Here is a 26,365-nt window from a genome sequence, read left to right as displayed (position 1 = left end):
GTAAGAGATGCCGTTTTCGTCCCGCCTCACCTCGCTGGCCCTGACCATCGCCGTGGTTATCGGTGCTCCGCAGGCCATGGCCGCCGGTGCCGCCCCCGCTGCGACGCCTGCCGCTGCTGCATCCGCGCCTGCCAACGCCGCGAACCTCAAGGCGCCGCTGCCGCTCGACGAGCTGCGTACCTTCGCCGAGGTGATGGACCGGATCAAGGCCGCGTACGTCGAGCCGGTGGATGACAAGACCCTGCTGGAAAACGCCATCAAGGGCATGCTCAGCAACCTTGACCCGCACTCGGCCTACCTGGGCCCGGAAGACTTCCAGGAGCTGCAGGAAAGCACCAGTGGCGAATTCGGCGGCCTGGGCATCGAAGTGGGCGTCGAGGACGGCTTCATCAAGGTCGTCTCGCCGATCGATGACACCCCGGCTTCCAAGGCCGGCATCGAGGCGGGCGACCTGATCGTCAAGATCAACGGCGCGCCGACCCAGGGTCAGACCATGCAGGAAGCGGTCGACAAGATGCGCGGCAAGATCGGCGAGAAGATCACCCTGACGCTGGTGCGCGACGGCGGCAACCCGTTCGACGTGACGCTGGCCCGCGCGACCATTCAGGTCAAGAGCGTGAAGTCGCAGATGCTCGAGCCTGGCTACGGCTACATCCGCATCACCCAGTTCCAGGTGAAAACCGGCGAGGAAGTGGGCAAGGCGCTGGCCAAGCTGCGCAAGGACAACGGCAAGAAGATGAACGGCCTGATCCTGGACTTGCGCAACAACCCGGGCGGGGTGCTGCAGGCGGCAGTCGAAGTCGCCGACCATTTCCTGACCAAGGGCCTGATCGTCTACACCAAGGGCCGTATCGCCAATTCCGAACTGCGCTTCTCGGCAGACCCTGCCGACGCCAGCGAAGGCGCGCCACTGGTGGTGCTGATCAACGGCGGCAGTGCCTCGGCGTCCGAGATCGTTGCCGGCGCCCTGCAGGACCAGAAACGCGGCATCCTGATGGGCACCGACTCGTTCGGCAAGGGCTCGGTGCAGACCGTGCTGCCACTGGCCAACGACCGCGCCCTGAAGATCACCACGGCGCTGTACTTCACGCCGAACGGCCGCTCGATCCAGGCCCAGGGCATCATCCCGGACATCGAAGTCAAACGTGGCAAGCTCACCACCGAAGCCGATGGCGAGAACTACAAGGAAGCCGACCTGCTCGGCCACCTGGGCAACGGCAACGGCGGTGCGGACAAACCGACCACCAAATCCAAGGCTGGCAAGGCGCGTCCGCAGGACGACGATTACCAGTTGAACCAGGCCCTGAGCCTGCTCAAGGGATTGAGTGTGACACGCGGCAATTGATATGCGCTTCTGGTTGACCGGGCTCGTCTGGGCCCTCGCTGTGCTGACAGGTGCTGCCCATGCGGCACCTGGCCAATCTTCCACCGACGATAAGAAGCCTGCGCGGGCCTATTTGAGCCTGATCATCGACGACCTGGGGCAGAGCCCGGAAAAGGACAGCCGCGTGCTGGCCCTGCCCGGCCCCGTGACGCTGGCGATCATGCCTGACACCCCGCACGCCACCGACTTCGCCCGTCAGGCCCACAAGGCTGGCAGGACGGTCATGCTGCACATGCCGATGGACCCCGCTACCGGGCCCTACGCCTGGCGGCCGGACCTGCCGCTGACCGAGCTTGAGTCGCGCCTCAATGCGGCGCTGCTGAAAGTGCCGTATGCGGCAGGCATCAACAACCACGAAGGCAGCCGCATGACCGCAGAGCCGGTGGCGATGGCCTGGCTGGTGGGCGAGCTGCAACGCCGTCACCTGTTCTTCGTCGACAGCCGCACCAGCGCCAAGACCGTTGCGGCGGCAGAGGCGCAGAAAATCGGCCTGGCGAGTCTTTCAAGGGATGTGTTCCTGGACGACGAACGCACCGCCGAAGCCATCAGCGGCCAGTTGCAGACCGCAATCCGACTGGCCCACAAGCAAGGTTCAGCGGTGATGATCGGCCATCCGTATCCGGTGACGATGGAGGTGCTGGAACGCGAGCTGCCCAAGCTCAAGGCCCAAGGCATCGAATGGATCGAACTGCGCCACATGATCAGCATCCGTGGCAATCAGGCAATGGCCGGGCATGGGAAGGATGGGGTGTATCGGTAAACCGAGAGCCGCTGTAGGAGCGCGCTTGCCCGCGACCGCGGTGGGCCTGCAACATCTACGTGCATTGCCCCACTGCGGTCGCGGGCAAGCGCGCTCCTACAAAGCGTGGTTTAGAGATACTTCCCGAGAATCGTGTCCACTGCCCCTTCCTTGCGCAGCTCATCCAGCGCGGTCTGCAGCTTCTGCACCACCTCGTCGGGCGTGTCCTTGTTCAGCGCCAGGAACAACTCCGCGCTGTTGAAGCGCAACACCGTCTTGAGCCCCGTCACGCCCTCCTGGCGCGCCAGATAACGCCCGGCAGGATCACCCGTGGCCCACAGGTCGATCTGCCCTTCCACTAGCCTTCTGGCGTTGTCCTTGTCACTGAGCACGGTGAGCGGCTTCATGCCCTGGCGCCCCAGTTCCTCGGCGATGACATCGCCCTTGTACGCGCCAATCCGGTATTTGCGGGCCTGTTCCAGGGACTCGAGCTGAATCGGGCTGTCGGCACGCGCCAGCATGATCCAGTCATCCGGGCCGATGGGGCCGACCCACTTGAACAGCTTCTCTCGCTCGGCCACTCGCGCCATGACGAACACGCCATAACCGGGCTTTTCCAGGGCGAGCTTGTAGATTCGCTCCCAGGGAAAACGCAGCGTCATGTTGTAGGCAATGCCGGCACGCTTGAACGTCTCGCGGACGATCTCGACAGCGATGCCCTGGATATTGCTTTCCTGGGCGAAATTCTTGCCGTCGACGGCCATGTTGTAAGGCGGGAAATTCTCGGTCAGCAGCACCATCGAATAGGGCGCCGTGTCCTGGGCCCTGACGGTGCCCGAGAGCAATGCAACAACGCTGATCAGCGCAAGAACAACACCTTTGAACATATCCCTGGCACCCCACCCTGACGACGGCAAGAGAGTGCCGCCAAGACGGTGCAATGTCCAGTCGGGCGTCGGTGGGGTCGCTTTCAGAACCAACTAAACCTGTGGGAGCGAGCTTGCTCGCGAAGAGGCCGGTATGAACGACACATAGCCACTGCTCATACCATCGCCTTCGCGAGCAAGCTCGCTCCCACAGGTTTTGTGTTTCAGCTCAGTATCAGCGAACCACGATGCCTTGTTTGGCCATGAACGCCTTGGCCTCGGGAACGGTGTACTCGCCGAAGTGGAAAATGCTCGCGGCCAGCACAGCGCTGGCGTGGCCTTCGATGACGCCGTCAGCCAGATGCTGCAGGTTGCCCACGCCACCCGAGGCGATTACCGGGATGCCCAGCGCGTCGCTGATGGCGCGGGTCACGCCCAGGTCGAAGCCGTTCTTCATGCCATCCTGGTCCATGCTGGTCAGCAGGATCTCGCCAGCGCCCAGGCCTTCCATCTTCTTGGCCCACTCCACCGCATCCAGACCGGTCGGCTTGCGACCGCCATGGGTGAAGATTTCCCAGCGCGGGGTTTCGCCAGGGCCGGACACCTTCTTGGCGTCGATGGCCACGACGATGCACTGCGAACCGAAACGCGCCGCCGCCTCACCCACGAACTCGGGGTTGAACACGGCTGCGGTGTTGATCGAGACCTTGTCGGCACCGGCGTTCAGCAGGTTGCGGATGTCCTGCACGGTACGCACGCCGCCACCCACGGTCAGCGGGATGAACACCTGGCTGGCCATGCGCTCGACGGTGTGCAGCGTGGTGTCGCGGCCATCGACGCTGGCGGTGATGTCGAGAAAGGTAATCTCGTCGGCACCCTGCTCATCGTAACGACGGGCGATCTCGACCGGATCACCGGCATCGCGGATATTCTCGAACTTCACACCCTTGACCACGCGACCGTTGTCGACGTCCAGGCAGGGAATAATACGTTTGGCGAGGGCCATTGGGGGTCAACCTCTGAAATTTGGAACACCTGTAGGAGCGCGCTTGCCCGCGACCACGGAATATCAGTCGCACATCCGGGACTGACACACCGCCATCGCGGGCAAGCGCGCTCCTACAAATCAGACCGCGTACTGGTCGCAGAACGCCTGCGCTTCGGCGACGTCCAGCGTGCCTTCGTAGATCGCACGGCCGGTGATCGCGCCGATGATGCCCGGTGCCTTGGCGTCCAGCAGCGCCTTGATGTCACCCAGGTTGTGGATGCCGCCCGAAGCGATCACCGGGATCCTGGTCGCCGCTGCCAAGGCTGCGGTGAACGGCACGTTGCAGCCTTGCATCATGCCGTCTTTGGCGATGTCGGTGTAGACGATGGCCGAGACGCCGTCGGCTTCGAAACGCTTGGCCAGATCGATCACCTGAACCGAGCTGACTTCAGCCCAGCCGTCGGTGGCAACGAAACCGTCCTTGGCGTCCAGGCCGACGATGACCTTGCCCGGGAATGCGCGGCAGGCTTCGGCGACGAACTCAGGTTCCTTGACCGCCTTGGTGCCGATGATGACGTAGCTCACGCCCGCCATGACGTAGTGCTCGATGGTTTCCAGCGAACGAATGCCGCCGCCGATCTGGATCGGCAGGTTCGGGTAACGCCTGGCGATGGCCGTGACCACCTCACCGTTGACCGGCTGACCTTCGAACGCGCCGTTCAGATCGACCAGATGCAGACGGCGGCAGCCACCGTCGACCCACTTGGCAGCCATGCTGACAGGGTCATCGGAGAACACCGTGGAATCTTCCATGCGGCCCTGGCGCAGGCGCACGCAGGCACCGTCTTTAAGGTCGATAGCGGGGATAATCAGCATGCTTTTTCCTTCGTCAAAAGAGCTGCAAGCTGCAAGCCGTAAGCTGCAAGCAGGCACGCGTAAATCAGTCTTGCAGCTTTAAGCTTGAAGCTTGTCGCTGCCTTTAATTTTTCTCGAGCGCCCAAACGTCGCTTTCGATGCTTTCGAACCGCTCTTTCAAGTGCGCCTGAACATCGAAGATCGCTCGGTTGTAATAGTGCGGGGCAATTTCGCGGGTGAACAATTCAAGGATTTCGGCCGCTTCGAACGAACCCAGGTCCAGCTCGAAGCGATCCTCCATGAACCGCTTGATCTTGTGGCACGCCTCGCTCTCCTGTTCGGGAGTGAGGGTCAGGATCGGCGGCTTGTTCTTCTTGCTCATTACCAGCGACCGTCCCACGCGGCGAAGTTCTGCAGCAATTGCAGGCCATGGGTATGGCTCTTCTCGGGGTGGAACTGCACCGCGAAGCGCGAGCCGTCGGCCAGTGCGGCGGCGAAGTCGCGACCGTAGTGGCCACGTCCGACGATCTGACGAGGGTTCGGCGATTCGATGTAGTAGCTATGTACGAAATAGAACCGCGCCTTGTCAGGAATGCCGTGCCACAGCGGGTGATCCACTGCCTGTGTCACTTCGTTCCAGCCCATGTGCGGGACTTTCAGGTGCTGGCCGTCTTCGTGCAGATCCTTGCCGAAGAAACGCACCTGGCCCGGGAACAGGCCGATGCAATCGACGCCATCGTTCTCTTCGCTGCGGTCCATCAGCGCCTGCATGCCGACGCAGATGCCGAGAAACGGACGGTCCTGGCTGACTTCGCGCACCAGGGAATCGAAGCCCAGACGGCGAATTTCAGCCATGCAATCGCGGATCGCGCCCACACCTGGAAACACGATGCGGTCGGCTTCGCGGATCACGTCGGCGTCGCTGGTGATCAGCACACGGCCAGCGCCCACGTGCTCCAGGGCCTTGGCCACCGAGTGCAGGTTACCCATGCCGTAGTCGATAACTGCAACCGTCTGCATTACAGCACGCCCTTGGTCGAAGGCATTTGCCCTGCCATGCGGTCATCGAGCTCGACGGCCATGCGCAGCGCGCGACCGAACGCCTTGAACACGGTTTCGATCTGGTGGTGGGTGTTGTGGCCGCGCAGGTTGTCGATGTGCAGGGTGACGTTGGCGTGGTTGACGAAGCCCTGGAAGAACTCCTGGAACAGGTCCACGTCGAAGCCGCCCACGGTGGCGCGGGTGTACGGCACGTGCATCTGCAGGCCCGGACGGCCGGAGAAGTCGATCACCACGCGTGACAGCGCTTCATCGAGCGGCACATAGGCGTGGCCGTAGCGACGGATGCCTTTCTTGTCGCCGATGGCCTTGCTGAACGCCTGGCCCAGCGTGATACCGACGTCTTCCACGGTGTGGTGGTCGTCGATTTCAAGGTCGCCTTTGCAATCGAGTTCGATGTCGATCAACCCGTGACGGGCGATCTGGTCGAGCATGTGTTCAAGAAAAGGCACACCGATATTGAATCGGGCCTTTCCGGTGCCATCCAGGTTGATCGAGGCTTTGACCTGGGTCTCCAGGGTGTCGCGCTCGACGAACGCCTTACGTTCGGCCATCACCAGCTCCGCAAAATCATTGGGCGAAAAGGCGGACATTATAGGCGTGTGGAGGGGAAACAGAAACACGAAGCGTGTTATGGGCGACGGAGAGAATCCGCGCGTTACGAAGATATACATGTCTGTACAAACGACTGTAGGAGCGCGCTTGCCCGCGACGGCGGCGTGTCGGTCAACACAGATGCCACAGGGACATCGCCGTCGCGGGCAAGCGCGCTCCTACAGGTCAGGGGTTAGCCACCCCGTAGCAGCACGGCTTGCCGGCGGGAGCGATCTTGCAACCGCCACCGCAAGCAAGCCGAAACCACCGGCTTAGTGGAACAACACCGCAGTCTTCTGCAGAGTGATCCACACGCCCCACGCCAGCGGGATGCCCACTGCCAGCCAGGCCAGAACGGCCAGTGGCTTGGTGCTAGCGTCGGCTTTCCATTCCAGCGAAGTGGTGTGGTCAGCGCCTGCGTCGTGGCCGATGGCCTGTTCAGCCTTCAATTGCTCTTCGCTCATGAAGTACTTGTCCGCCACCGGGCGCACCAGCATGTTGCAGATGAAACCCAGCACCAGCAGGCCGGCCAGGATGTACAGGGTGATGTCGTAGGCATCGGCACGGGCCACGCCGTGGCTCAGCTGATACTCACGCAGGTAGTTCACCAGCACCGGACCCAGCACGCCAGCGGCTGCCCAGGCAGTCAGCAGGCGACCGTGGATCGCGCCAACCATCTGCGTACCGAACAGGTCAGCCAGGTAAGCCGGAACGGTTGCGAAACCACCGCCGTACATCGACAGCACCACACAGAACGCCGCCACGAACAGCGCGACGCTGCCGATGTGGCTCAGGGTCGGTACCGAGGCGTAGAGCAGGAAGCCCAGCGCGAAGAACACGAAGTAGGTGGTCTTGCGGCCGATGTAGTCGGAGAACGACGCCCAGAAGAAACGGCCGCCGATGTTGAACAGGCTCAACAGACCGGTGAAGCCCGCAGCGATGGCCGCGATGGCCGCCAGTTGCGAGGCGTCCAGTTGACCGAAAGCCTGATCGGTGCCCAGCAGCTTGCCGCCGAACACTTCCTGCAACAGTGGCGAAGCCATGCCGAGGATGCCGATACCCGCCGAAACGTTCAGGCACAGTACCAGCCATACCAGACGGAACTGCGGAGTCTTCCAGGCCACGCTCACGTGCACGTGACGGCTGGTGACCATGGAGTTGTTGGCTTTCTTCGCCGGAGCGGTCCAGCCTTCAGGCTTCCAGCCGGTCGGTGGAACGCGGTACAGCAGGGCGCCGCCGATCATGAAGACGAAGTAGATCGCAGCCATGGCCACGAAGCTCTGCCATACGCCGACGCTTTCAGGCGTCGCGAAGTGGCTCATCAGCGCGGTCGCCAGTGGAGCACCCACCATCGCGCCGCCGCCGAAGCCCATGATCGCCATACCGGTGGCCATCCCGCGTTTATCCGGGAACCACTTGATCAGGGTCGAGACCGGCGAAATGTAGCCCAGGCCCAGACCGATACCGCCGATCACGCCCGAACCGATCCACATCAGCCAGATCTGGTGGGTATAGACACCCAGCGCCGAGATCAGCAGACCGCCACACCAGCACAGTGCCGAGACGACACCGGCCTTGCGCGGGCCTGCGTGTTCCAGCCAGCCACCCCAGATCGCTGCCGAGCAGCCCAGGAAGATGAAGAACAGGGTGTAGATCCAGCCGAGCATCGAGATCGGCCAGTCACAGCTGGACGAGAAGATCTGCTCGAAGAAGCCCATGTCCGGCGCGCAGGCGACAGCCGTCTTGATGCCAATTGCCTTGGACAGCGGCAACCAGAACACCGAGAAGCCGTAGGCCATGCCGATACACAGGTGAATTGCCAGCGCAGCCGGCGGAACCATCCAGCGGTTGAACCCGCTTTTGGCAATGATACGTTCTTTGGACAAGAACGCAGGCTGGGCGTTGGATGCACCCAGAGCAGCATTTGAACTCATTGTTTTGCCCCCATTTTTAGTTGTGCCACGCAAGAACTCCGGCAATGCATCTACCACCCCTCTTGACGCCGCAAGCATCGGGAGTTTTATCGGCAGAAAGCCTCATTACGTGACAATTCGACGCAGCGGGCGCTGCGACGGGCGAGAGATTACCACCGCACAGGTGACATAAATCAATTAGCCACTACCTTTTTTATGCCGTTCGTCATCGCTCAAGCCGACCGCCCTCTACAATTGGGTGGAATCACCGGCAGGTAACAGCATAGTGCGCCGGAATCAGTGCACTTCCCCGCTGTCGGATTTTCTGCGTACATTCCCCTGCAACCGCGCAAGGCCGATCAAGGCCCGGCGCCTGCGTGAGAACGCTATACTCGCGGGCTAAATTTTGAACGACACGATTACAAGGACTCGCCCATGAAAGCGTTCGGCAAAATCCTGGGACTATTCATTCTCGGGCTGTTGCTGATCATCGTGGCTCTCGGCTTTGCCTTGACCCATCTGTTTGATCCCAACGACTACAAAGACGAGATTCGTAAACTGGCCCGCGACCGCGCGCACGTCGAGCTGACCCTCAACGGCGACATCGGGTGGAGCCTGTTCCCCTGGCTGGGCCTTGAGCTGCACGACGCCAGCATCGCCACGCTGAACGAGCCGACCAAACCGTTCGCCGACCTCACGATGCTCGGCCTCTCGGTGCGCGTGCTGCCCTTGCTGCGCAAGGAAGTGCAGATGAGTGACGTGCGGGTCGAAGGCCTGAACCTGACCCTGACCCGTGACGAAAACGGCCACGGCAACTGGGAAGACATCGGCAAGGTGCCGCCCAAACCGGTCGATCCGGCCCAGCCTGCGCCCGCCCCGGCGCCCGAGAGCACGGCCGATACCGCCAAGCCGGAACGAACCTGGCAGCCGCTCAAACTGGACATTGACAGCCTGACCGTGAACAACGCCCGGGTCGATTTCAATGACATGCAGAAAGCCCGGCAATTCACCGCCGAAAGCATTCAGCTGAGCACCGGGCCTGTGCATAACGCCACTGACATCCCGGTCAAGCTGACCGCATTCCTGAGCACCAACCAGCCAGTGGTGCGCACCAAGACCGAATTGACCGGCAAGCTGCGCTTCGACCGCGCGCTCAAGCGCTACCAGTTCGATGACATGCGCCTCTCCGGCGAAGCGGCGGGCGATCCGCTGCAGGGCAAGACCCTGACGTTCTCGGCCCAGGGCCAGTTGCTGGCAGACATGACGGCCAACGTTGCCGAGTGGACCAACCTGAAGCTCTCGGCCAACCAGTTGCGCGCCATCGGCGAGCTGCACGTGCGTGACCTGGACAAGGCCCCGCAACTGAGCGGCGGCCTGTCCATCGCCCAGTTCAACCTGCGCGATTTCCTCGACAGCGTCGGCCAACCCGCGCCAGCGCTGGGTGACGGCAGCCTGACCAAACTGGAAATGGTCACCCGACTGGCCGCCAGCCAGAACAGTGTGTCGCTGGATGACCTGACGCTGAAGGTCGATGACAGCACCTTCACCGGCCACGTCGCGGTGGAAGACTTCGCCAAACAGTCGCTGCGCCTGCAACTCAAGGCCGACACTTTCAATGCCGACCGCTATCGTCCGCCGCAAAGCGAGCAGTCGAAAGCTGCCGGCGCTGCGCGCAAGTCCGAAGTCCAGAGCGGCGAAGCCCAGGCACTGGCCGCATCCGGCACCACGCCGCTGCCCAACGAGCCGACTCAGCAAGCCTGGAGCGACGCGCGGCTGCTGCCGATCGAGCGCCTGCGCAAGCTGGATGTGGACGCCGACCTGAACTTCGGCAAGCTGACCATCGAAAAACTGCCGATCCAGAACGCCGTGCTCAAGACCACCGCGCTCGATGGCGTGGTCACGGTGGACAGCCTGCGCGGCGATCTCTACAACGGCAATTTCGAAGTCAAAGGCAACCTCGACGTGCGTCCGGACATGCCGCTGGCGGCCGTGCAGACGCGCATCACCAAGGTGCCGGTGGAGCATTTCATCCAGAGCCAGGGCACCACCCCGCCCCTGCGTGGCCTGCTGAACCTGAACAGCAACGTCACCGCCAAGGGCAACAGTCAGAAAGCGCTGGTCGAAAGCCTCAACGGCACCGCCAGCTTCGCCCTGAACGACGGCGTGTTGGTCAATGCCAACCTCGAACAGCAGTTGTGCCGTGGCATCTCCACGCTCAACCGCAAGACCTTGAGCGGCGAGCCGCGGGGCAAGGACACGCCGTTCCAGCAGTTGAACGGCAACCTGGTGTTCCGCAACGGCGTGGCCAGCAACCCGGACCTGAAAGTCCGCACCCCGGGCCTCACCGTCAACGGCGATGGCGACATCGACCTGCGCGTGATGGGCATGAACTACCGCATCGGCGTCATCATCGAAGGCGACAAGAGCGACATGCCGGACCCGGCCTGCGAGGTGAACCCGCGCTTCGTCGGCATCGAATGGCCGGTCCTGTGCCGTGGCCCGCTGGAACTGGGCGCCAAGGCCTGCCGCCTGGACAACGAAGGCCTGGGCAAGGTCGCCGCGAAAATGGCCGGCGACCGCATTGGCGACAAGATCGACGAAAAACTCGGGGACAAGGTCAGTCCCGAGCTCAAGGATGCGCTCAAGGGATTGTTCAAGCGGTAATCAGCCCCCATCTAAGGGAAAATCGCTGAACGCTTGTAGGAGCGCGCTTGCCCGCGACGGCGGTGTGTCTGTGACATTTGTGGTCATCGACGCACCCCGGTCGCGGGCAAGCGCGCTCCTACCTTGCTTTCATTCGGCTCAAACTCCTGAACACCGGAACCACGATGCAACCCGAGCAGTTCTCCACAGCCGTCCTTGACTGGTACGACCGTCACGGCCGCCACGACCTACCCTGGCAACACGACATCACGCCCTACCGCGTCTGGGTGTCGGAAATCATGCTGCAACAGACCCAGGTCAGCACCGTGCTGGGTTATTTCGACCGCTTCATGGACGCCCTGCCCACCGTCAAGGCGCTGGCCGAGGCGCCGGAAGACGAAGTGCTGCACCTGTGGACCGGCCTTGGCTACTACACTCGTGCCCGCAACCTGCAAAAGGCCGCGAAGATCGTCATGGCCGAGCATGGCGGCGAATTCCCCCGCGATGTCGAAAAGCTCACCGAGCTGCCTGGTATCGGCCTGTCCACCGCAGGCGCGATCGCCAGCATCAGCATGGGCCTGCGCGCGCCGATCCTGGATGGCAACGTCAAACGCGTTCTGGCGCGTTTCACAGCGCAAGAGGGCTACCCGGGGGAGCCCAAGGTCGCGAAACAGATGTGGGCGACCGCCGAGCGGTTCACGCCCCACAGCCGGGTCAATCACTACACTCAAGCGATGATGGACCTGGGCGCCACCCTCTGCACCCGCAGCAAGCCCAGCTGCCTGCTCTGCCCGCTGGAGCGCGGCTGCGAAGCGCACATGCTCGGCCAGGAAACCCGCTACCCGGTGCCCAAGCCGCGCAAGGCCGTGCCGCAGAAGCGCACCCTGATGCCGATGTTCGCCAACCGCGACGGCGAGATCCTGCTTTACCGTCGCCCCTCCACGGGCCTTTGGGGCGGTCTCTGGAGCCTGCCGGAGCTGGACAACTTCGGCGACGTGCAGCACCTGGCCGACCAGCACGCACTGGACGTCGCTGGCCATCAGCCGCTGCCGGGGCTGGTGCACACCTTCAGCCACTTCCAGTTGACCATCGAGCCTTGGCTGGTGCGCGTGCAGCAGACCGCCCATCACGTGGCCGAGGACGACTGGCTCTGGTATAACCTCGCCACCCCGCCGCGCCTGGGGCTGGCCGCCCCGGTGAAGAAGCTGCTGCAAAACGCAGCCGACGTATTGAATGCAGGAGAGTCGCCATGACCCGCACCGTAATGTGCCGCAAGTACAAAGAAGAACTGCCTGGCCTTGAGCGCCCACCCTATCCGGGCGCCAAGGGCGAAGACATCTACAACCACGTCTCGCAGAAAGCCTGGGCCGACTGGCAGAAACACCAGACCCTGCTCATCAACGAGCGCCGCCTGAACATGATGAACGCCGAAGACCGCAAGTTCCTCCAGACCGAGATGGACAAATACCTCTCCGGCGAGGAATACGCCAAGGCCGAAGGCTACGTTCCACCGTCCGAATGACCCCGTTCAGAAGGCGTCAAACGTAAGCGAAGGAAATAATTCGATTTTTTTTCAAAAACTTTCTTGACGACCTCCTGAAAAACACGTTTAATGCGCCCCGTTGCCCAGATAGCTCAGTCGGTAGAGCAGGGGATTGAAAATCCCCGTGTCGGCGGTTCGATTCCGTCTCTGGGCACCAAATACCGAAAAACCCCTGCATCGAAAGATTCAGGGGTTTTTTATTGGGCACGATTCGGCAATTGAATCCGCCGATGCCGGAGCTGGCCCTCTGGACTGAATTTTGTAGGAAGCTTTGGGCTGGAGCGGTAACCACTTCCATCCCTGCCGTCAGACCTGTCTGAATTTCTCAGCCCACCCCGCGAAACGATCCTGCCCGCCGCCATCTGGCCTATAGTCCAGCCATGCGACCCGGCTCTCGGGCCTTCAAATCCGAACCAGGATCAATTGACATCAGATGCAAGCAGAACCTAACGTCGAGCCATCCCAACCAAGGAAGCTATTCATGGCTGCCAGCACAGCAAATGGAGTCGCAGACTACCTTTTGTGGTTTGCCAAAGAGCATGGCGATCTGCTGACCCCCTTGAAACTGCAGAAGCTGATGTTCTACGCAGACGCGTGGCACATGGTCATGCATGAGGGCGAAGAGCTCATAGGCGCACCTTTCGAGGCATGGGTGCATGGCCCGGTCCACCGGGAAACCTATGTCCGGTTCAGCGTGCACAAGTGGAACCCTATACCCTGTGACGCCGAAAAACCGGACCTCCCGGCACAGGTGCAAGCCTTTCTGAACGATGTCTATCGGGTGTTCGGCGGGTTTTCCGCATACGAGCTGGAGCAACTGACTCATCAGGAAGCGCCCTGGAAGACTGCAAGAGGCAATCTCCCCCTTGATGCCAGCTGCACTGCACCTATCGACAAGGCTCTGACCTGCGCCTTCTACACAGAGATGTCGCGCACCGAACACTAAGGAGCAGTGATGAGGGCAGGACGCCTACCCAAGCCGGACTCTCCGATTCGCGCCGGCATCCCTGCCCACCTGAACGAACAATTGCGCAGCAGCACCCCCTTCCAGTTTGCCGTGAGCGCCAATCTCCACGGACGCATCCATGGCTTTTTTGTCGATCACGTATTCTTTGTAGTCTGGCTGGATCCCGATCACTGTCTCTATCCGGGAAGAAAGTGAATACAATATGCGCCCGATAACCCCGGGCCATGAAAATGGCTGCACCAGACAAGGAACTGCCGTCATGGCCTCCCCAGACAAACAGCAAAAGCGCGCCCAGCGGGCCAAAGCCAAGGCCAAGCAAAACCGTTCGGGCAAGGGCAAGCCGAGCACGGTCCATCCGGTGCTCAATCACGCCTTCGTCGATGAGCCGTTCGACGACGTGGCCATCGACCTTTCGACCTTCGACTTCAAGGACATCGAGGAGAACGGCTTCGACCCTGCCGACTTCGACGACCTGTTCGAGGCCATGAAAAAAGGCGAGGCTGTCAGCCTGCTGGCGATGTGCGTGGTGTTCCTGCAATACCCGGTGCTGGAACTGGTCATCGCCGAGGAAGACGAAGAGCCGGCCACCGATTTCATGATGGGGCTGCTGATTACCTATCGCGGTATCTTCCACGACGAAGACGAAGACACAGCCGTGGAATGGATTGGCAGCGATGCCTTCCAGAAAGCCTATGGCGAGGCCTCGCAGATCCTTGAGAAAAAGAACGCCCGGGACACGAACCGTCGCTTCTGACAGATTTTTGATTTACATGACCCGTATCAAGACGGTAGCTTTGCGCCACTACGAGAATGCAATTCCTTCTCACTAAGGCTACCGTTTTGACACATCCCCACTCCCCTTCATCCCAACCGGATGAAGCGAGCCGCTACTCCAAACTCCGAATTGCGCTGCACTGGCTGTCCGCCACCATCATCCTCTGGGCAACTTTCAGTGGCTTTGGCGTGGTGCTGCTGGACCCCAACGATCCGTTTAGGCAATGGGTCGAGTCGTTCAATCCGCAGATCACCAGCCTGTTCATCCCCTTCTTCGCCTGGCGCCTGTGGCTGGCCATCAAGGCACGGCCTTCGCACCCGAGCAGCACGGCACAGGAACGCCTCGCTTCAGCGGCCCACAAGGCGATTTACGCTGCGGTTTCAGGTGTATTGATCACGGGCGTGCTGATGATGAGCCATCCGGTCACGCTGCTGGCGCTTGTGCCGCTGCCTCAGCTGATTCACTCGAAGATCGCGCTCATGCAGCTACATGAACTGCATCACGTGCTGTGCGCGATTCTGGCGGGGTTGGTGGCGCTGCATCTGGCGGCAGTAGTGATGCACCAGGTGCGGGGGCGGTCGGTGCTGGGACGCATGACCGGACGCTGACATCAAACTGTAGGAGCGCGCTTGCCCGCGACCGGGTTGCGTCAGACGCTAAATCCATATCTGAAACACCGCCGTCGCGGGCAAGCGCGCTCCTACAGAGGTGGTTCGAGCCCGCGAAATGCCGCGGGCTCAATCACCCATCAATTCAGCACAACCTTCCCGGCCTTCACGGCCTTGCGGCGGCTCGACACGATCAGGCCGGCAGCCACGACCATGATACTCAGCAGGCCCGTGGCGATGATTTCCATGCGGTGGGCGTCCTGGAACAGCATGATGGTCAGCACGCCAACGATGAACACGATCACCGCCCAGGTCAGGACCGGGAACAGCCACATGCGGAAGGCGATGGTCTGGCCTTCGGCCTCACGTTTGCGGCGCATGCGCAGCTGCGAGACGGCGATCACCAGGTACACCAGCAGTGCGATGGCGCCGGAGCTGGCCAGCAGGAAGTCGAACACGGCAGCCGGGGCGACGTAGTTGGCAAACACGGCAGCGAAGGCCGCTGCGGTGGACAGCATGACCGCCCAGTACGGGGTACCGGCCTTGCTGGTGCGCTGGGAAACAGCTGGTGCATCGCCGCGCTTGCCCAGGGAGAACAGCATGCGCGAAGCGGTGTACAGCGCCGAGTTCAGGCAACTGGTGACCGCGACCAGCACCACGATGTCAACGACCAGCTTGGCGTTCGGAATACCCATCAGGTCGAGCACGGTCTGGTAGGAACCGACCTGAGCCAGACGGCTGTCGTTCCAAGGCACCAGCGCCACGACCAGGAAGATCGAGACCAGGTAGAACAGGCAGATCCGCCAGATCACCGAGTTGGTGGCCTTGGTGATTTGCTCGCTCGGGTTCTTCGATTCGGCCGCCGCGATGGTCACGATCTCGGTGCCCATGAACGAGAACATGGTGGTCAGCATCGCTGCCAGCACTGCGCCCATGCCGTTAGGCAGGAAACCGTTGGTGTCGAACAGGTGGCTCACGCCGCTGACCTGGCTGTTTGGCAGCAGGCCGAACACCGCTGCAACGCCCAGAATCACGAAGCCGATGATCGCCAATACCTTGATCAGCGCAAACCAGAACTCGAACTCGCCGTAGTTCTTCACGCTGAACAGGTTGGTTGCGGTCAGCAGCAGGGTAATCACCAGGGTGAAGACCCAGATCGCCACGTTCGGGAACCACGCATGCAGGATGGTCGCAGCGGCGTTGGCCTCCAGCGGGATCACCAGCACCCAGAACCACCAGTACAGCCAGCCGATGGTGAAACCGGCCCAGTGACCGATGGCACGGTCGGCGTATGTCGAGAACGAGCCGGTATCAGGCGATGCAATCGCCATTTCGGCCAGCATGCGCATTACCAGCACCACCAGCGTACCGGCGGCGGCATAAGCCAGCAGAACAGCCGGGCCCGCTTCCGCGATGGCATGGCCGGAACCCACGAAAAGACCGGCACCGATCACACCCGCAATGGACAGCATGGTGATGTGCCGCGATTTGAGCCCCTGATCGAGGCCCGAAGAGTTTGGGGTACTGCTCATGGAAGCAACCTTTAAGAATTTTTATACGGATCAGGACCGGCCGTGATCGTTCGTAAAAAGATCACAACAGCCCTGTTATTTATTTTTTACGCAAGAATTACGCCAAAATATTTCGTCAGCGACGTCGCCCCCGGATATGCGCGTTTCAGAGGCATTTGGTAAGTATCTGAACGAACTAGCATTTCGCCATTTCTGTAGGAAATGTTACCGAGCGCAACACGATAAAGACGAACGACCGCACCGAAAATACACATCAACCGACAGAAAGCACCAATTCGGCGCACAGATTCGTCCGCTGATAGTGCCGTTGGCCGAAATACCCTTTCCCACGGCGGGTAAAGCTGGCAACATCGCGCCCTTTTTGCGCAGGGCGAGCCCGTTTGTCGTGCGCGGCAAGTACATCGAACACATGAGGTCCCTTAATGGCTGAGGCCACGCCCGCCCTGGAAATCCGCGATCTGCACAAGCGCTACGGCGAACTGGAAGTGCTCAAGGGCATTTCGCTGAGCGCGCGCGATGGCGACGTGATTTCGATTCTGGGCTCATCCGGCTCCGGCAAATCCACGCTGCTGCGCTGCATCAACCTGCTGGAAAACCCGCACAAAGGTGAAATCCTCATCGCGGGCGAATCCTTGAAACTCAAAGCCACGCGCAAGGGTGAACTGATCGCCGCGGACAACCGTCAGATCAATCGCCTGCGCAGCGAGATCGGCTTCGTCTTCCAGAATTTCAACCTGTGGCCGCACATGACCGTGCTCGACAACATCATCGAGGCGCCACGCCGGGTGCTCGGTCAGAGCAAGGCAGAAGCCATCGAAACCGCCGAGGCGCTGCTGGCCAAGGTCGGCATCGCCGACAAGCGCCACGCCTACCCGAACCAGCTCTCGGGCGGCCAGCAACAGCGCGCAGCAATTGCCCGCACCCTGGCGATGCAGCCCAAGGTTATTCTCTTCGACGAGCCAACCTCCGCGCTCGACCCGGAGATGGTGCAGGAAGTGCTCAACGTGATCCGTGGCCTGGCCGAAGAAGGCCGTACCATGCTGATGGTGACCCACGAAATGAATTTTGCCCGGCAGGTGTCCAGCGAAGTGGTCTTCCTGCACCAAGGGCTGGTAGAAGAACAAGGATCGCCGCAACAGGTCTTCGACGACCCGCAATCGGCGCGCTGCAAACAATTCATGTCCAGCAATCGCTAACGGAGCAACATCGATGCAGACCCTGAAACACTTCCTGCTGGCCGCCGTCGCCACCCTGGCCGTGGCTGGCAATGCCTTTGCCGCAGAAACCCTGAAAATGGGCATCGAAGGCGCCTACCCGCCGTTCAACAACAAGGACGCCAGCGGCCAGGTCGTGGGCTTCGACGTCGAGATCGGCAACGCCCTGTGCGCCAAGATGAAAGTCACCTGCGAAGTCGTCACCTCCGACTGGGACGGCATCATCCCGGCCCTGAACGCGCAGAAGTTCGACTTCCTGATCTCCTCGATGTCGATCACCGAGGAGCGCAAGCAGGCGGTGGACTTCACCAACCCGTACTACTCCAACAAGCTGCAGTTCATCGCACCGAAGTCGACCAACCTGGGCGCCAACAACGCCGCCATCAAGGAAGCCCTCAAGGGCAAGACCATCGGTGCCCAGCGCGCGACTCTGTCGGGCACCTGGCTGGAAGACAACTGGGGCGACGACGTGACCGTCAAGCTCTACGACTCCCAGGAAAACGCCTTCCTGGACCTGTCCTCGGGCCGCCTCGACGCCCTGCTGGGTGACAAGTACGCCAGCTACGAGTGGCTGAAAAGCGACGCCGGCAAGAACTATGAATTCAAGGGCGAGCCCATGTTCGGCGACGACAAGATCGGCATCGCCGTGCGCAAGGACGACCCGCTGCGCGAGCGCCTGAACACCGCGCTGAAGGAAATAATCGAAGACGGCACCTACAAGAAGATCAACGACAAGTACTTCCCGTTCAGCATCCTCTGATTCGCCCGACCTGCGCCGTAGCTCTTGAGTGAGCCGCGGCGCGGGTTCTCCTGCCAAGAAGCGTTATGAACCTCGATCTCCACGGATTCGGCCCGGCCCTGGCGGCTGGCATGCTGATGACCATTCAACTTGCGCTGTCCGCCCTGTGCCTGGGTCTCGTTCTCGGCCTGCTCGGCGCGCTGGCGAAAACCTCGTCCAATCGCGCCCTGCAATGGCTCGGTGGCAGCTACTCGACCCTGGTACGCGGCATTCCCGAACTGCTCTGGGTGTTGCTGATCTACTTCGGCACCGTCAACGCCATGCGCGCCATCGGCCACATTTTCGGCATTCCCAATCTGTCGCTCAGCGCTTTTGCCGCAGGTGTCATCGCCCTGGGCCTGTGCTTCGGCGCCTATGCCACCGAAGTGTTTCGCGGCGCCATGCTGTCGATTCCCAAGGGCCATCGAGAAGCCGGCCTGGCACTGGGCCTGTCGCGCCCGCGCATCTTCATCAAGCTGGTGATGCCGCAGATGTGGCGCATCGCGCTGCCGGGGCTGGGCAACCTGTTCATGATTCTGATGAAAGACACCGCGCTGGTGTCCGTGATCGGGCTTGAAGAAGTCATGCGCCACGCGCAGATCGCCGTGACCGGCACCAAAGAGCCATTCACCTTCTATATGGTCGCGGCCTTGATGTACCTCACCATGACCGCACTGTCGATGGTCGGCCTGGCATGGCTGGAGCGTCGCGCATCGACAGGGTTTGCGAGGAGCGCATCATGACCTGGGAATTCACCCTCAAATGGATGCCCAAGCTGCTGCAAGGTGCAACCCTGACGCTGGAACTGGTGGCCATCGCCGTGGTTGCCGGGCTGATCCTGGCGATCCCCATGGGCATCGCTCGCGCATCCCGTAACAACTACGTTCGCGCGCTGCCATATGCCTACATCTTCTTCTTTCGTGGCACACCGCTGCTGGTGCAATTGTTTCTGGTGTACTACGGGCTGGCGCAGTTCGATGTCATCACCCAGGGCCCACTGTGGCCCTACCTGCGCGACCCGTTCTTCTGCGCGGCATTGACCATGACGCTGCACACCACTGCCTACATCGCCGAAATCCTGCGCGGCGCCATCCAGGCCGTGCCGGTGGGTGAAGTCGAAGCAGCCCGCGCACTGGGCATGTCCCGGGCCAAGGCGATGACCTACATCATCCTGCCTCGCGCCGCCCGCATCGGCCTGCCGGCGTACAGCAACGAAGTCATCCTGATGCTCAAGGCCAGCGCCCTGGCCAGCACCGTCACCCTGCTCGACATCACCGGCATGGCCCGCACCATCAACGCCCGCACCTACATGCCCGAGCAAAGCTTCTTCCTGGCCGGCCTGATCTACCTCACTATCTCTTTCGTACTGGTACAGGCCTTCAAACTGCTGGAACGCAAACTGCGAGTAAACGCACTGCAAGGCCGCTAAAAGGTGACCAACAATCCGTAGCAGCACGGCTTGCCGGCGGGAGCGCCCTCCAGACCGCCCCCGCTGGCAAGCCATGCTGCTACAGATGCGTGTCACCGCAACCCTGTAGGAGCTCGCTTGCCCGCGACCTGCCGCAAACCACCCACCCCATCACCACCTGACACCCCAACTCCCTTAAACTCCCCCTACACCCAACACCACCGCCCCCGGCCATGCACCCCACAGACCTGCTCCCCCGCTTCCACGCGCTCGACGCCTTCCTGCTCGCGCACCAGCACCTGTGGCGTCCACGCCCCTTCACCCACCGCCAACTGCCGTGGGAAACACTCCACCCTGCACTATCCACCTGGCTGCGCAACCGCACCCTCGAACAAGCCGAAGCCGCCCACAACCACCCCGAAGACCTCGACGCCCCCGAGCCCTTCGCCCGACTCGCACAGCAATCCAGAACCCTGAGCCAGATCGACCCACTGCCCCACGCCGCGCTGACCCACGTATCCCCACGCATGAGCGTCGACGTCCCCGGCCGCAAGTGGCAACAGATCGAAGCCTTCGCCAGCCGCCTCACCTTCCACCACAGCCCCAGCCCCAGCCACTGGCTCGACTGGTGCTCCGGCAAAGGCCACCTCGGCCGCCGCCTCGCCCACGACGGCCAGGCCCTGACCTGCCTCGAATACGACCCCCATCTGGTCGAAGCCGGCCGCAAGCTCAGCGACAAACTCGGCATCAACGCCCAGCACCTGCACCAAGACGTCATGGCGCAAGACGCCGCCACCCGCCTGACCGCACAGCACACCCCCGTCGCCCTCCACGCCTGCGGCGACCTCCACGTGCGCCTCATGCAACTGGCCAGCGACGCCCACTGCCAACACATGGCCATCGCCCCCTGCTGCTACAACCGCATCGCCAGCGACCACTACCAGCCACTGTCCGCAAACGGCCAGGCATCCGAACTGCACCTAAGCCTCGACGACCTCGCCCTACCCCTCAGCGAAACCGTCACCGCCGGCGCCCGCGTACGCCGCCAGCGCGACACCTCCATGGCCCGCCGCCTGGGGTTCGACATACTGCAACGCCAACTGCGCGGCATCGACGACTACCTGCCCACCCCATCGCTGCCCAGCGCCTGGCTCGACAAACCCTTCGCCGACTACTGCACAGACCTCGCCGAACTCAAACACCTGCCCCCACCCGGCCCACAAGACTGGCCCGCCCTCGAAGCCGCCGGCTGGCAACGCCTGGCCCAGGTGCGCAACCTAGAGCTGCTGCGCAACCTCTTCCGCCGCCCGCTGGAGCTATGGCTCATCCTCGACCGCGCGCTCTACCTACAACAACGTGACTACACAGTCCTCATCGGCATCTTCTGCGACAGCCTGCTCACACCACGAAATCTGCTCATCCTGGCGGAACGAAACTGAGTCACAAACCACACCCCAGCCTGTGGATAACTCTGTTGATGGAATTCCCGCCAACGCAGACAAACCCTGCCTCGCAAACGTTTTAACAAATCGGTCATTTTTTAAACAACTGTTAAATTTGCGCAAAAACAGTAGCTTGCGAACAAATGAGAACGCTTCCACAAATCAACCGCCCGTCCCCCACCCGATGGATCAGTTGTGAATAACGGTAATCGCGATCCGTCATAAGCCCGCCTAAAAAAAGCGAAATTAAGGCTTTACTCGACAGCTCAAATCCCTATAATCAGCGCCCACACGCCGGTATAGCTCAGTTGGTAGAGCAACTGACTTGTAATCAGTAGGTCCCGGGTTCGACTCCTGGTGCCGGCACCATGATTCAGCGAGAGAGGCTCACCGAAAGGTGGGCCTTTTTTGTTTTCAGCGTCGTACGCGCCGATTCAACAACCTACCAAGGGACTGTCTAGGCCTACCCTATGAAAGGCCAGCAAACAGCCTCTCATCTGGGCAGCCATTGCCCTCTCCACCACCTGCTAGTCGGCTACGCCACCCCGCGTTATGACCGCAAACGCCCGCCCGATCCGAGCAAAGCCATCATCGTCGGCTCCATCGCCGAAGACTTTCTATTTCAGCCCCATGGGCTGGTGGTCCAGATCAAGCAACATGGCGGGGAAGGTACCACCCTGCAGTTGAGAACCCTAGGTAGCGAAAACGATCAGACCTCGCGCAACCAATTGGGCAACCTCTACATGCATGAAGTGCCGCCTAGTGAATATGAAGTCACCAACTGGTATTACGTGCACTACGGAGGCCACTCGATGGCGCGTTCAGCCCCGGTGGTGTTCACCGTGCACCTCGGAGAAATCGCCTAAATCGGCGACCTCCACGCCGACGCTCTGCGCTTCTCCCTGGGCAACGTTAACAACGCCGACAAGACCCTGGAAATCCTGGAGCCCAGATACCCCCGATCTTCGACGGCCGGACCATCCTGAACCTGACCGCGAAAAGCGCGTTCGAACCCTGGCCCAGCTCGGATGCCACCGACAACGGCAAAGGCCTATGCAAACTCTGAATCAACCCGGCCGCCCTTCCAGGAAGGGCGGCCCAACGTGACTTCCCGCCTTACAAGGAATGTTCCCCCATGAGACGCCCCAGCGGCCCCGACCTGAAAGCCCTACTCTTCTTTATACCTCCGGCAGAATCCAGCCCGAACCAGGCCACCCTGTACTTCTATCGCAACGCTGCGAACATCGGCGACTCCGTGGCACCCACTATCCACATCGATGGGAAAGCCGTCAGCAGCCTGCCATCCGGCGGCTACTTCAAGACCACGGTTGCTGCTGGCAAACACACCCTCGAATCGACCTCGCCCCCCATCATTACCGGCATGGTGAACAAGGGTTTCGATATCAAGGTCGAGAATGGAAAGGCTTACTTAATCGCCGACTAGGTCGGGGCCTCGGCGCATGACAATGGGCGGACTTTAGGTGAAGTGGATGATGCACGCCTTAGCGGGACTCACGTTCAGTCCCGGTATGCGCTGGTTCCTGAGAAGAGGGCTGTGCGAGGGATTAAGTGGTGCCAGAAGGTGCCTGACCCGGGAATGTGAACGCTGAGGCAACCTAGCGCTGGCTCAGCAGCCCCAAATCGCTCCCTCTCTGATATCGGACGCCCATCTCGGACTTGGCGCCACATGGGACGCGAATGCATGAGCTCGCCCGCGGTATTTTGAGCGATAAGCGCCGGACGAGCCACCAAATCAATGCAGTGGTTGCCGAATCGGCCGAGGAATGGGTTGCAACGAATGATTGTCAAACAAGCGCCGGTCGTCGCGCCTCTGCCTCCACCACCCTCCCAATAACACTGTTCGAGGAGTGGGATCATAAATGTCTAAGTTTACATTTTGTAAGCAAGCGTAAGTCCTGCAAAGTCGCCTCTCTCGATAAATTAACAGGTGTGAATTCTGAACATGCTCAGCATCCATCGCGGGACGAGATTGAGTAGGTTCTGACTGGCAATTCAAGTGGGGACGTTGGTCAAACTGAACATCTAGGTCGAAGGTCGGGTTGGTCAGTATCTGAACCATCGCCCCTTTGCTGCATTGCGCAATCTGGCGCGGTTTGAAATGCGCGCGAGACTGCGATTGAAAGCCGGTCGGGAGTGTATTAGGCAATTCACCTACTTTAACCCGGCTCGACGTGAGTACCTGGACGTGATAGCACGTAGCGTCGAGTCTAGAAAGCTTGCGCCAGCCAGTCAGGAAGAAATCCACTGCTATCGAGACTTCCCCCATTAAAGTTAGTGGAGGATACAACAACCATTCACTCAGGTAGATTTTTTATGAATCATATGATCTGATAGCGATTGGACACTACTCATCACGAGATACGTATGGCTCAAACATCAGAACGCAGCAAAGAAATCATCATTGATCTCGACCTTGGTGACAACAATGCAAATCTTGACGCCCAACAGCTCGTTCAACACGCATGCTATCTAAATCTACAAAATAAAATATCCGGTGACCTTGCCAAAGCCCAGGCCGAGGCTAAAAACAAGAAACTAAGTGTGCGGACAAATGGCTACCCATTTGGAAGTGGTCTCGTTTATTTCGTAGATGGCACCCGGGGCGCTGGAAAGTCTACTTTCCTTCGAAGTGCTTACAATGCCCTCCCCAAGGATCTTGACCCTCAAACCGTTGACTCTCTGGCGTATATTGATCCTAGCCGCATCGAACGCAGCGAAGTCATACTTTTAAGCGTGCTGAAAGCTCTAAAAGAGAAAATGCATACAATCGCCAGAAGAACAAACAGGCTAGATGGAGAACAACTAAACAAAAGCTTTCGAGACGCATTCAAAAAGCTTGCTGGTGGCTTGAGCTTGTTTGCTAAAAGCCACGACCAACTCGAAGATCTAGATGCTGAACTTTTCCTGGAGTGGGGTCTAGAGCGCGCTGGGCACAGTGCTGATCTGCGCGAGAACTTACATGCACTTCTAGATATCACATGCATGGCATTGGAAGTTGATGCATTAGTTTTAGCATTCGATGACGCAGACACCAACTCTCAACACGCAAATAATGTGCTTGAGTGCATTCGTAAGTACTTAGACACTCCACGACTCGTTATCCTAGTCACCGGCGACATTGAACTATATTCACTCATGGTTCGTGATCACTTCTATGAAAGCCTTGGTGAAGCCAAGCACGATCAAACGCCTGAGCGAAGAGAGCAGCGCAACAAAATGGTTGACCACTTGGAAGACCAATATCTTCTCAAGCTATTCCCAATGCACCGCCGGCTTCAATTACGCCCACTCTGGAATCTTTTGAAGAGCAACCCGGAATTATACAAATTAAGCCTCAGCAATTGGGGCGATCACCCGAGAAGAAATCCGGAAACAGTAATTGATGAACTGGTCCAACAAGGACTTCGAATTAAGACTCCGCGAGATCTTGAGCTATATAGAGAATTTCTGCTAAAGCAGCCTCTACGCTCAATTCTTCAAGTCCTGTGTAGATGTGCGCCTTTTCTAGTCACGGGCAGTTCAAATGATCATCAATCCCATGCATGGAACAAAGAGTTGTCCGAAGCATTAAGCGAAAGCCTTCGGGCCCTAGCCCTAGGCAGCCTGTATAAATTTGGGGTCGATGTAGATGCAATATCCGCCCATGAACTTCCCGCGTTGACTAAAGCTGTATTCGACCTTGCGGTTCGGGACGGTGACTTTGACACCGCGGCTTACCTGCGCCCACAGCCTAGCAATGCGGATCTTAAAAACAGCTTCTCTGCGCTCTCGGCAGATGTCACTAGGCTGTGTGCAGAAAAACCCGCCGCTCTTATCGACTACATGTTAGCGGGCCCCGGGAGCGTGGCTCTCTATGGGCAAGTACTCCGGCGGAAGGGCAAAGACCTCAGAACTGGGGATGATGCTCTGGTACTTCGTCAGCAATTTGAGCAATATATGGGAATCGGGCGTAAAGAAGATGCTTTGAACTGGGCCAGGCACGCCGTAACTATTCTCTCGGCGCCGTACGGAGCTAACCCTAATCGAGCCGTTGTGCACGCTGGCATTATAGGTCTCAATAAAGGAAAACCAGACCAAGCACCAAAAGAGGCCGACTCACAGTATAAAACCTGCCTCAGTGTTCTTAAAGGGAGCAGCGACTTACCAGCATTTGCCCTAAGTCTTGTGGACGTGTCGGGTTCTGCGTCACGTACTTATGCCTCAATCTACAATATTCTGGGCCTGATGGGCCGCCTATTAGCACTTGAAGGGGATAACACAAAAAAATATCCTGTACTCAGCGTGCTACCCAAGCCATACCCGCCTTTGAGTGTGTCACGACCGCAATGGGAAAACGACGCAGCAGATGAGGAAGATAGCGAGCAGGATGCTACCGACGATGCAGCGAAATTAGCAACACTTGAAAGATCCGCAAACGAATGGCTTTGCAACACATCGGTTTTACGCGCAAAGCTTAACCCGTCTGCTGTACTCATTGGTAAAATTTGGACGCGCCTGTATTTCAGCTTAGAAAAAGTCTGTGACGCAAACAGGCCTAAAGTTTCTCAAGAAGGAGTTGGAGCAGCCAGCCTTATGGAGTTGTTTGCCCTCTGTGTTATCAATGCATTTTTTGTCGAGGAACAGGATTATCACTTGAGTAGCGCCTCTGGTAGGCTAGCAAATGGCTTCGCACTTGATCGTACGAACCCTCTCACATCCGCCAAGGTTTTTATTGACAAGTTTAAGTCTATCAAAGACAACCTATCGGAATTTCCGCTAACGTATCTAGTAGCAACTTGCCCTTTAATTCTTGGATTGCTGCAAGGTACAGCCAACACCAAAAATTTTGTTGCAGGCCTCATACAGTGCAATGATGATACATATGCGAAACCAGACAACGAGAAAACTGCGACTGCCAAAACAAATGTGGCAGATTTACTTTGTGAAGATTCCGTGTGGAAAAAACTAAATAAGACCTACATTGCCGGCACGAAGTGGAAGAAGGATTCTGAGACGCGCAACGATCAAGAAGAATCTAATAATTAATGAAGGACAAT

At 59.7% G+C, this 26,365-nt stretch carries 25 protein-coding genes and 2 tRNA genes; 19 read left to right on the top strand and 8 right to left on the bottom strand.

Annotation, left to right across the window (positions count from 1 at the left end; genetic code table 11):
- Window positions 1-7 precede the first annotated feature (7 nt).
- Both ACIPO9_RS04445 and ACIPO9_RS04440 read left to right on the top strand, forming a co-directional pair.
- On the top strand, window positions 8-1,345 hold the full coding sequence (locus ACIPO9_RS04445; RefSeq protein WP_274133179.1) for a S41 family peptidase: 1,338 nt from the start codon (window positions 8-10) through the stop codon (window positions 1,343-1,345).
- Window position 1,346: 1 nt separating this feature from the next.
- Window positions 1,347-2,144, top strand: a complete 798-nt coding sequence (locus tag ACIPO9_RS04440) for a divergent polysaccharide deacetylase family protein (RefSeq protein WP_274133180.1) — start codon at window positions 1,347-1,349, stop codon at window positions 2,142-2,144.
- Between the two features lie 110 nt (window positions 2,145-2,254).
- Here the strand turns inward: ACIPO9_RS04440 and ACIPO9_RS04435 are convergent, their stop codons facing one another.
- The 7 genes from ACIPO9_RS04435 to ACIPO9_RS04405 all read right to left on the bottom strand — a co-directional run bounded on the left by ACIPO9_RS04435 (window position 2,255) and on the right by ACIPO9_RS04405 (window position 8,419).
- Window positions 2,255-3,010 carry a substrate-binding periplasmic protein gene (locus ACIPO9_RS04435; RefSeq protein WP_400779053.1) on the bottom strand — a complete coding sequence of 252 codons (756 nt, stop codon included), beginning with the start codon at window positions 3,008-3,010 and terminating at the stop codon, window positions 2,255-2,257.
- Between the two features lie 214 nt (window positions 3,011-3,224).
- Window positions 3,225-3,995: an imidazole glycerol phosphate synthase subunit HisF gene (hisF, locus tag ACIPO9_RS04430; RefSeq protein WP_274133182.1), complete on the bottom strand. Its 771-nt coding sequence runs from the start codon at window positions 3,993-3,995 to the stop codon at window positions 3,225-3,227.
- A 120-nt stretch (window positions 3,996-4,115) separates the two neighbouring features.
- On the bottom strand, window positions 4,116-4,853 hold the full coding sequence (gene hisA, locus ACIPO9_RS04425; protein ID WP_400779052.1) for a 1-(5-phosphoribosyl)-5-[(5-phosphoribosylamino)methylideneamino]imidazole-4-carboxamide isomerase: 738 nt from the start codon (window positions 4,851-4,853) through the stop codon (window positions 4,116-4,118).
- A 103-nt stretch (window positions 4,854-4,956) separates the two neighbouring features.
- Window positions 4,957-5,214: a DUF2164 domain-containing protein gene (locus ACIPO9_RS04420; protein WP_081563619.1), complete on the bottom strand. Its 258-nt coding sequence runs from the start codon at window positions 5,212-5,214 to the stop codon at window positions 4,957-4,959.
- Window positions 5,214-5,852 carry an imidazole glycerol phosphate synthase subunit HisH gene (hisH, locus tag ACIPO9_RS04415; protein WP_400779051.1) on the bottom strand — a complete coding sequence of 213 codons (639 nt, stop codon included), beginning with the start codon at window positions 5,850-5,852 and terminating at the stop codon, window positions 5,214-5,216. The genes ACIPO9_RS04420 and hisH overlap by 1 nt, the downstream gene beginning before the upstream one ends.
- On the bottom strand, window positions 5,852-6,445 hold the full coding sequence (gene hisB, locus ACIPO9_RS04410; protein WP_081563617.1) for an imidazoleglycerol-phosphate dehydratase HisB: 594 nt from the start codon (window positions 6,443-6,445) through the stop codon (window positions 5,852-5,854). Before hisB ends, hisH begins: the two co-directional genes overlap by 1 nt.
- A 312-nt stretch (window positions 6,446-6,757) precedes the next feature.
- Window positions 6,758-8,419 carry an OFA family MFS transporter gene (locus ACIPO9_RS04405; protein WP_274133185.1) on the bottom strand — a complete coding sequence of 554 codons (1,662 nt, stop codon included), beginning with the start codon at window positions 8,417-8,419 and terminating at the stop codon, window positions 6,758-6,760.
- A 414-nt stretch (window positions 8,420-8,833) separates the two neighbouring features.
- Between ACIPO9_RS04405 and ACIPO9_RS04400 the strand changes: the two genes are divergently transcribed.
- The 8 genes from ACIPO9_RS04400 to ACIPO9_RS04365 all read left to right on the top strand — a co-directional run bounded on the left by ACIPO9_RS04400 (window position 8,834) and on the right by ACIPO9_RS04365 (window position 14,934).
- Entirely contained in the window at window positions 8,834-11,062 is a 2,229-nt protein-coding gene (locus ACIPO9_RS04400; protein WP_400779049.1) for an AsmA family protein, read from the top strand.
- 164 nt (window positions 11,063-11,226) lie between these two features.
- Complete coding sequence (gene mutY, locus ACIPO9_RS04395) at window positions 11,227-12,294, top strand: A/G-specific adenine glycosylase (RefSeq protein ID WP_400605918.1); 1,068 nt, start codon at window positions 11,227-11,229, stop codon at window positions 12,292-12,294.
- Window positions 12,291-12,563 (top strand): oxidative damage protection protein, encoded by a 273-nt coding sequence (locus tag ACIPO9_RS04390; protein ID WP_166594215.1) that lies wholly within the window; start codon window positions 12,291-12,293, stop codon window positions 12,561-12,563. The genes mutY and ACIPO9_RS04390 overlap by 4 nt, the downstream gene beginning before the upstream one ends.
- 102 nt (window positions 12,564-12,665) lie before the next feature.
- Window positions 12,666-12,741 (top strand) — tRNA-Phe (locus tag ACIPO9_RS04385).
- Between the two features lie 324 nt (window positions 12,742-13,065).
- Complete coding sequence (locus tag ACIPO9_RS04380; protein ID WP_400779047.1) at window positions 13,066-13,530, top strand: Panacea domain-containing protein; 465 nt, start codon at window positions 13,066-13,068, stop codon at window positions 13,528-13,530.
- Between the two features lie 9 nt (window positions 13,531-13,539).
- Window positions 13,540-13,746 carry a hypothetical protein gene (locus tag ACIPO9_RS04375; protein WP_274133189.1) on the top strand — a complete coding sequence of 69 codons (207 nt, stop codon included), beginning with the start codon at window positions 13,540-13,542 and terminating at the stop codon, window positions 13,744-13,746.
- Window positions 13,747-13,810: 64 nt separating this feature from the next.
- Window positions 13,811-14,305: a hypothetical protein gene (locus tag ACIPO9_RS04370; RefSeq protein WP_274133190.1), complete on the top strand. Its 495-nt coding sequence runs from the start codon at window positions 13,811-13,813 to the stop codon at window positions 14,303-14,305.
- An 86-nt stretch (window positions 14,306-14,391) separates the two neighbouring features.
- Entirely contained in the window at window positions 14,392-14,934 is a 543-nt protein-coding gene (locus tag ACIPO9_RS04365; RefSeq protein ID WP_400779045.1) for a cytochrome b, read from the top strand.
- Between the two features lie 140 nt (window positions 14,935-15,074).
- Here ACIPO9_RS04365 and gabP read toward each other — a convergent pair whose 3' ends face one another.
- Window positions 15,075-16,466 carry a GABA permease gene (gene gabP / locus ACIPO9_RS04360; protein ID WP_400779043.1) on the bottom strand — a complete coding sequence of 464 codons (1,392 nt, stop codon included), beginning with the start codon at window positions 16,464-16,466 and terminating at the stop codon, window positions 15,075-15,077.
- 422 nt (window positions 16,467-16,888) lie between these two features.
- Between gabP and ACIPO9_RS04355 the strand changes: the two genes are divergently transcribed.
- The 9 genes from ACIPO9_RS04355 to ACIPO9_RS04315 all read left to right on the top strand — a co-directional run bounded on the left by ACIPO9_RS04355 (window position 16,889) and on the right by ACIPO9_RS04315 (window position 26,354).
- Window positions 16,889-17,662, top strand: a complete 774-nt coding sequence (locus ACIPO9_RS04355; RefSeq protein WP_400605929.1) for an ABC transporter ATP-binding protein — start codon at window positions 16,889-16,891, stop codon at window positions 17,660-17,662.
- Window positions 17,663-17,675: 13 nt separating this feature from the next.
- Window positions 17,676-18,440, top strand: coding sequence for an ABC transporter substrate-binding protein (locus tag ACIPO9_RS04350; RefSeq protein ID WP_400779042.1), 765 nt, complete (start codon window positions 17,676-17,678; stop codon window positions 18,438-18,440).
- A 65-nt stretch (window positions 18,441-18,505) separates the two neighbouring features.
- On the top strand, window positions 18,506-19,201 hold the full coding sequence (locus tag ACIPO9_RS04345; RefSeq protein ID WP_400779040.1) for an ABC transporter permease: 696 nt from the start codon (window positions 18,506-18,508) through the stop codon (window positions 19,199-19,201).
- The gene (locus ACIPO9_RS04340) at window positions 19,198-19,887 is read left to right on the top strand and encodes an ABC transporter permease (protein ID WP_274133199.1); all 690 of its coding nucleotides are present in this window, start codon (window positions 19,198-19,200) and stop codon (window positions 19,885-19,887) included. The genes ACIPO9_RS04345 and ACIPO9_RS04340 overlap by 4 nt, the downstream gene beginning before the upstream one ends.
- A 212-nt stretch (window positions 19,888-20,099) precedes the next feature.
- A complete protein-coding gene (locus tag ACIPO9_RS04335; protein WP_400779038.1) occupies window positions 20,100-21,305 on the top strand; it encodes a methyltransferase in 1,206 nt (401 codons plus the stop codon).
- A gap of 296 nt (window positions 21,306-21,601) precedes the next feature.
- Window positions 21,602-21,677: transfer RNA gene (locus tag ACIPO9_RS04330), tRNA-Thr, on the top strand.
- A 101-nt stretch (window positions 21,678-21,778) separates the two neighbouring features.
- Window positions 21,779-22,174, top strand: a complete 396-nt coding sequence (locus ACIPO9_RS04325) for a hypothetical protein (RefSeq protein WP_400779036.1) — start codon at window positions 21,779-21,781, stop codon at window positions 22,172-22,174.
- 269 nt (window positions 22,175-22,443) lie between these two features.
- Window positions 22,444-22,752 (top strand): DUF2846 domain-containing protein, encoded by a 309-nt coding sequence (locus ACIPO9_RS04320; protein WP_400779035.1) that lies wholly within the window; start codon window positions 22,444-22,446, stop codon window positions 22,750-22,752.
- 941 nt (window positions 22,753-23,693) lie between these two features.
- A complete protein-coding gene (locus tag ACIPO9_RS04315; RefSeq protein ID WP_400779033.1) occupies window positions 23,694-26,354 on the top strand; it encodes a hypothetical protein in 2,661 nt (886 codons plus the stop codon).
- Window positions 26,355-26,365 lie beyond the last annotated feature (11 nt).

Origin of the sequence: Pseudomonas sp. NPDC090203, from assembly GCF_044746765.1 — a bacterium.
GTDB lineage: Bacteria > Pseudomonadota > Gammaproteobacteria > Pseudomonadales > Pseudomonadaceae > Aquipseudomonas > Aquipseudomonas putida_AD.
This window is presented reverse-complemented; position numbering and strand designations above follow the sequence as displayed.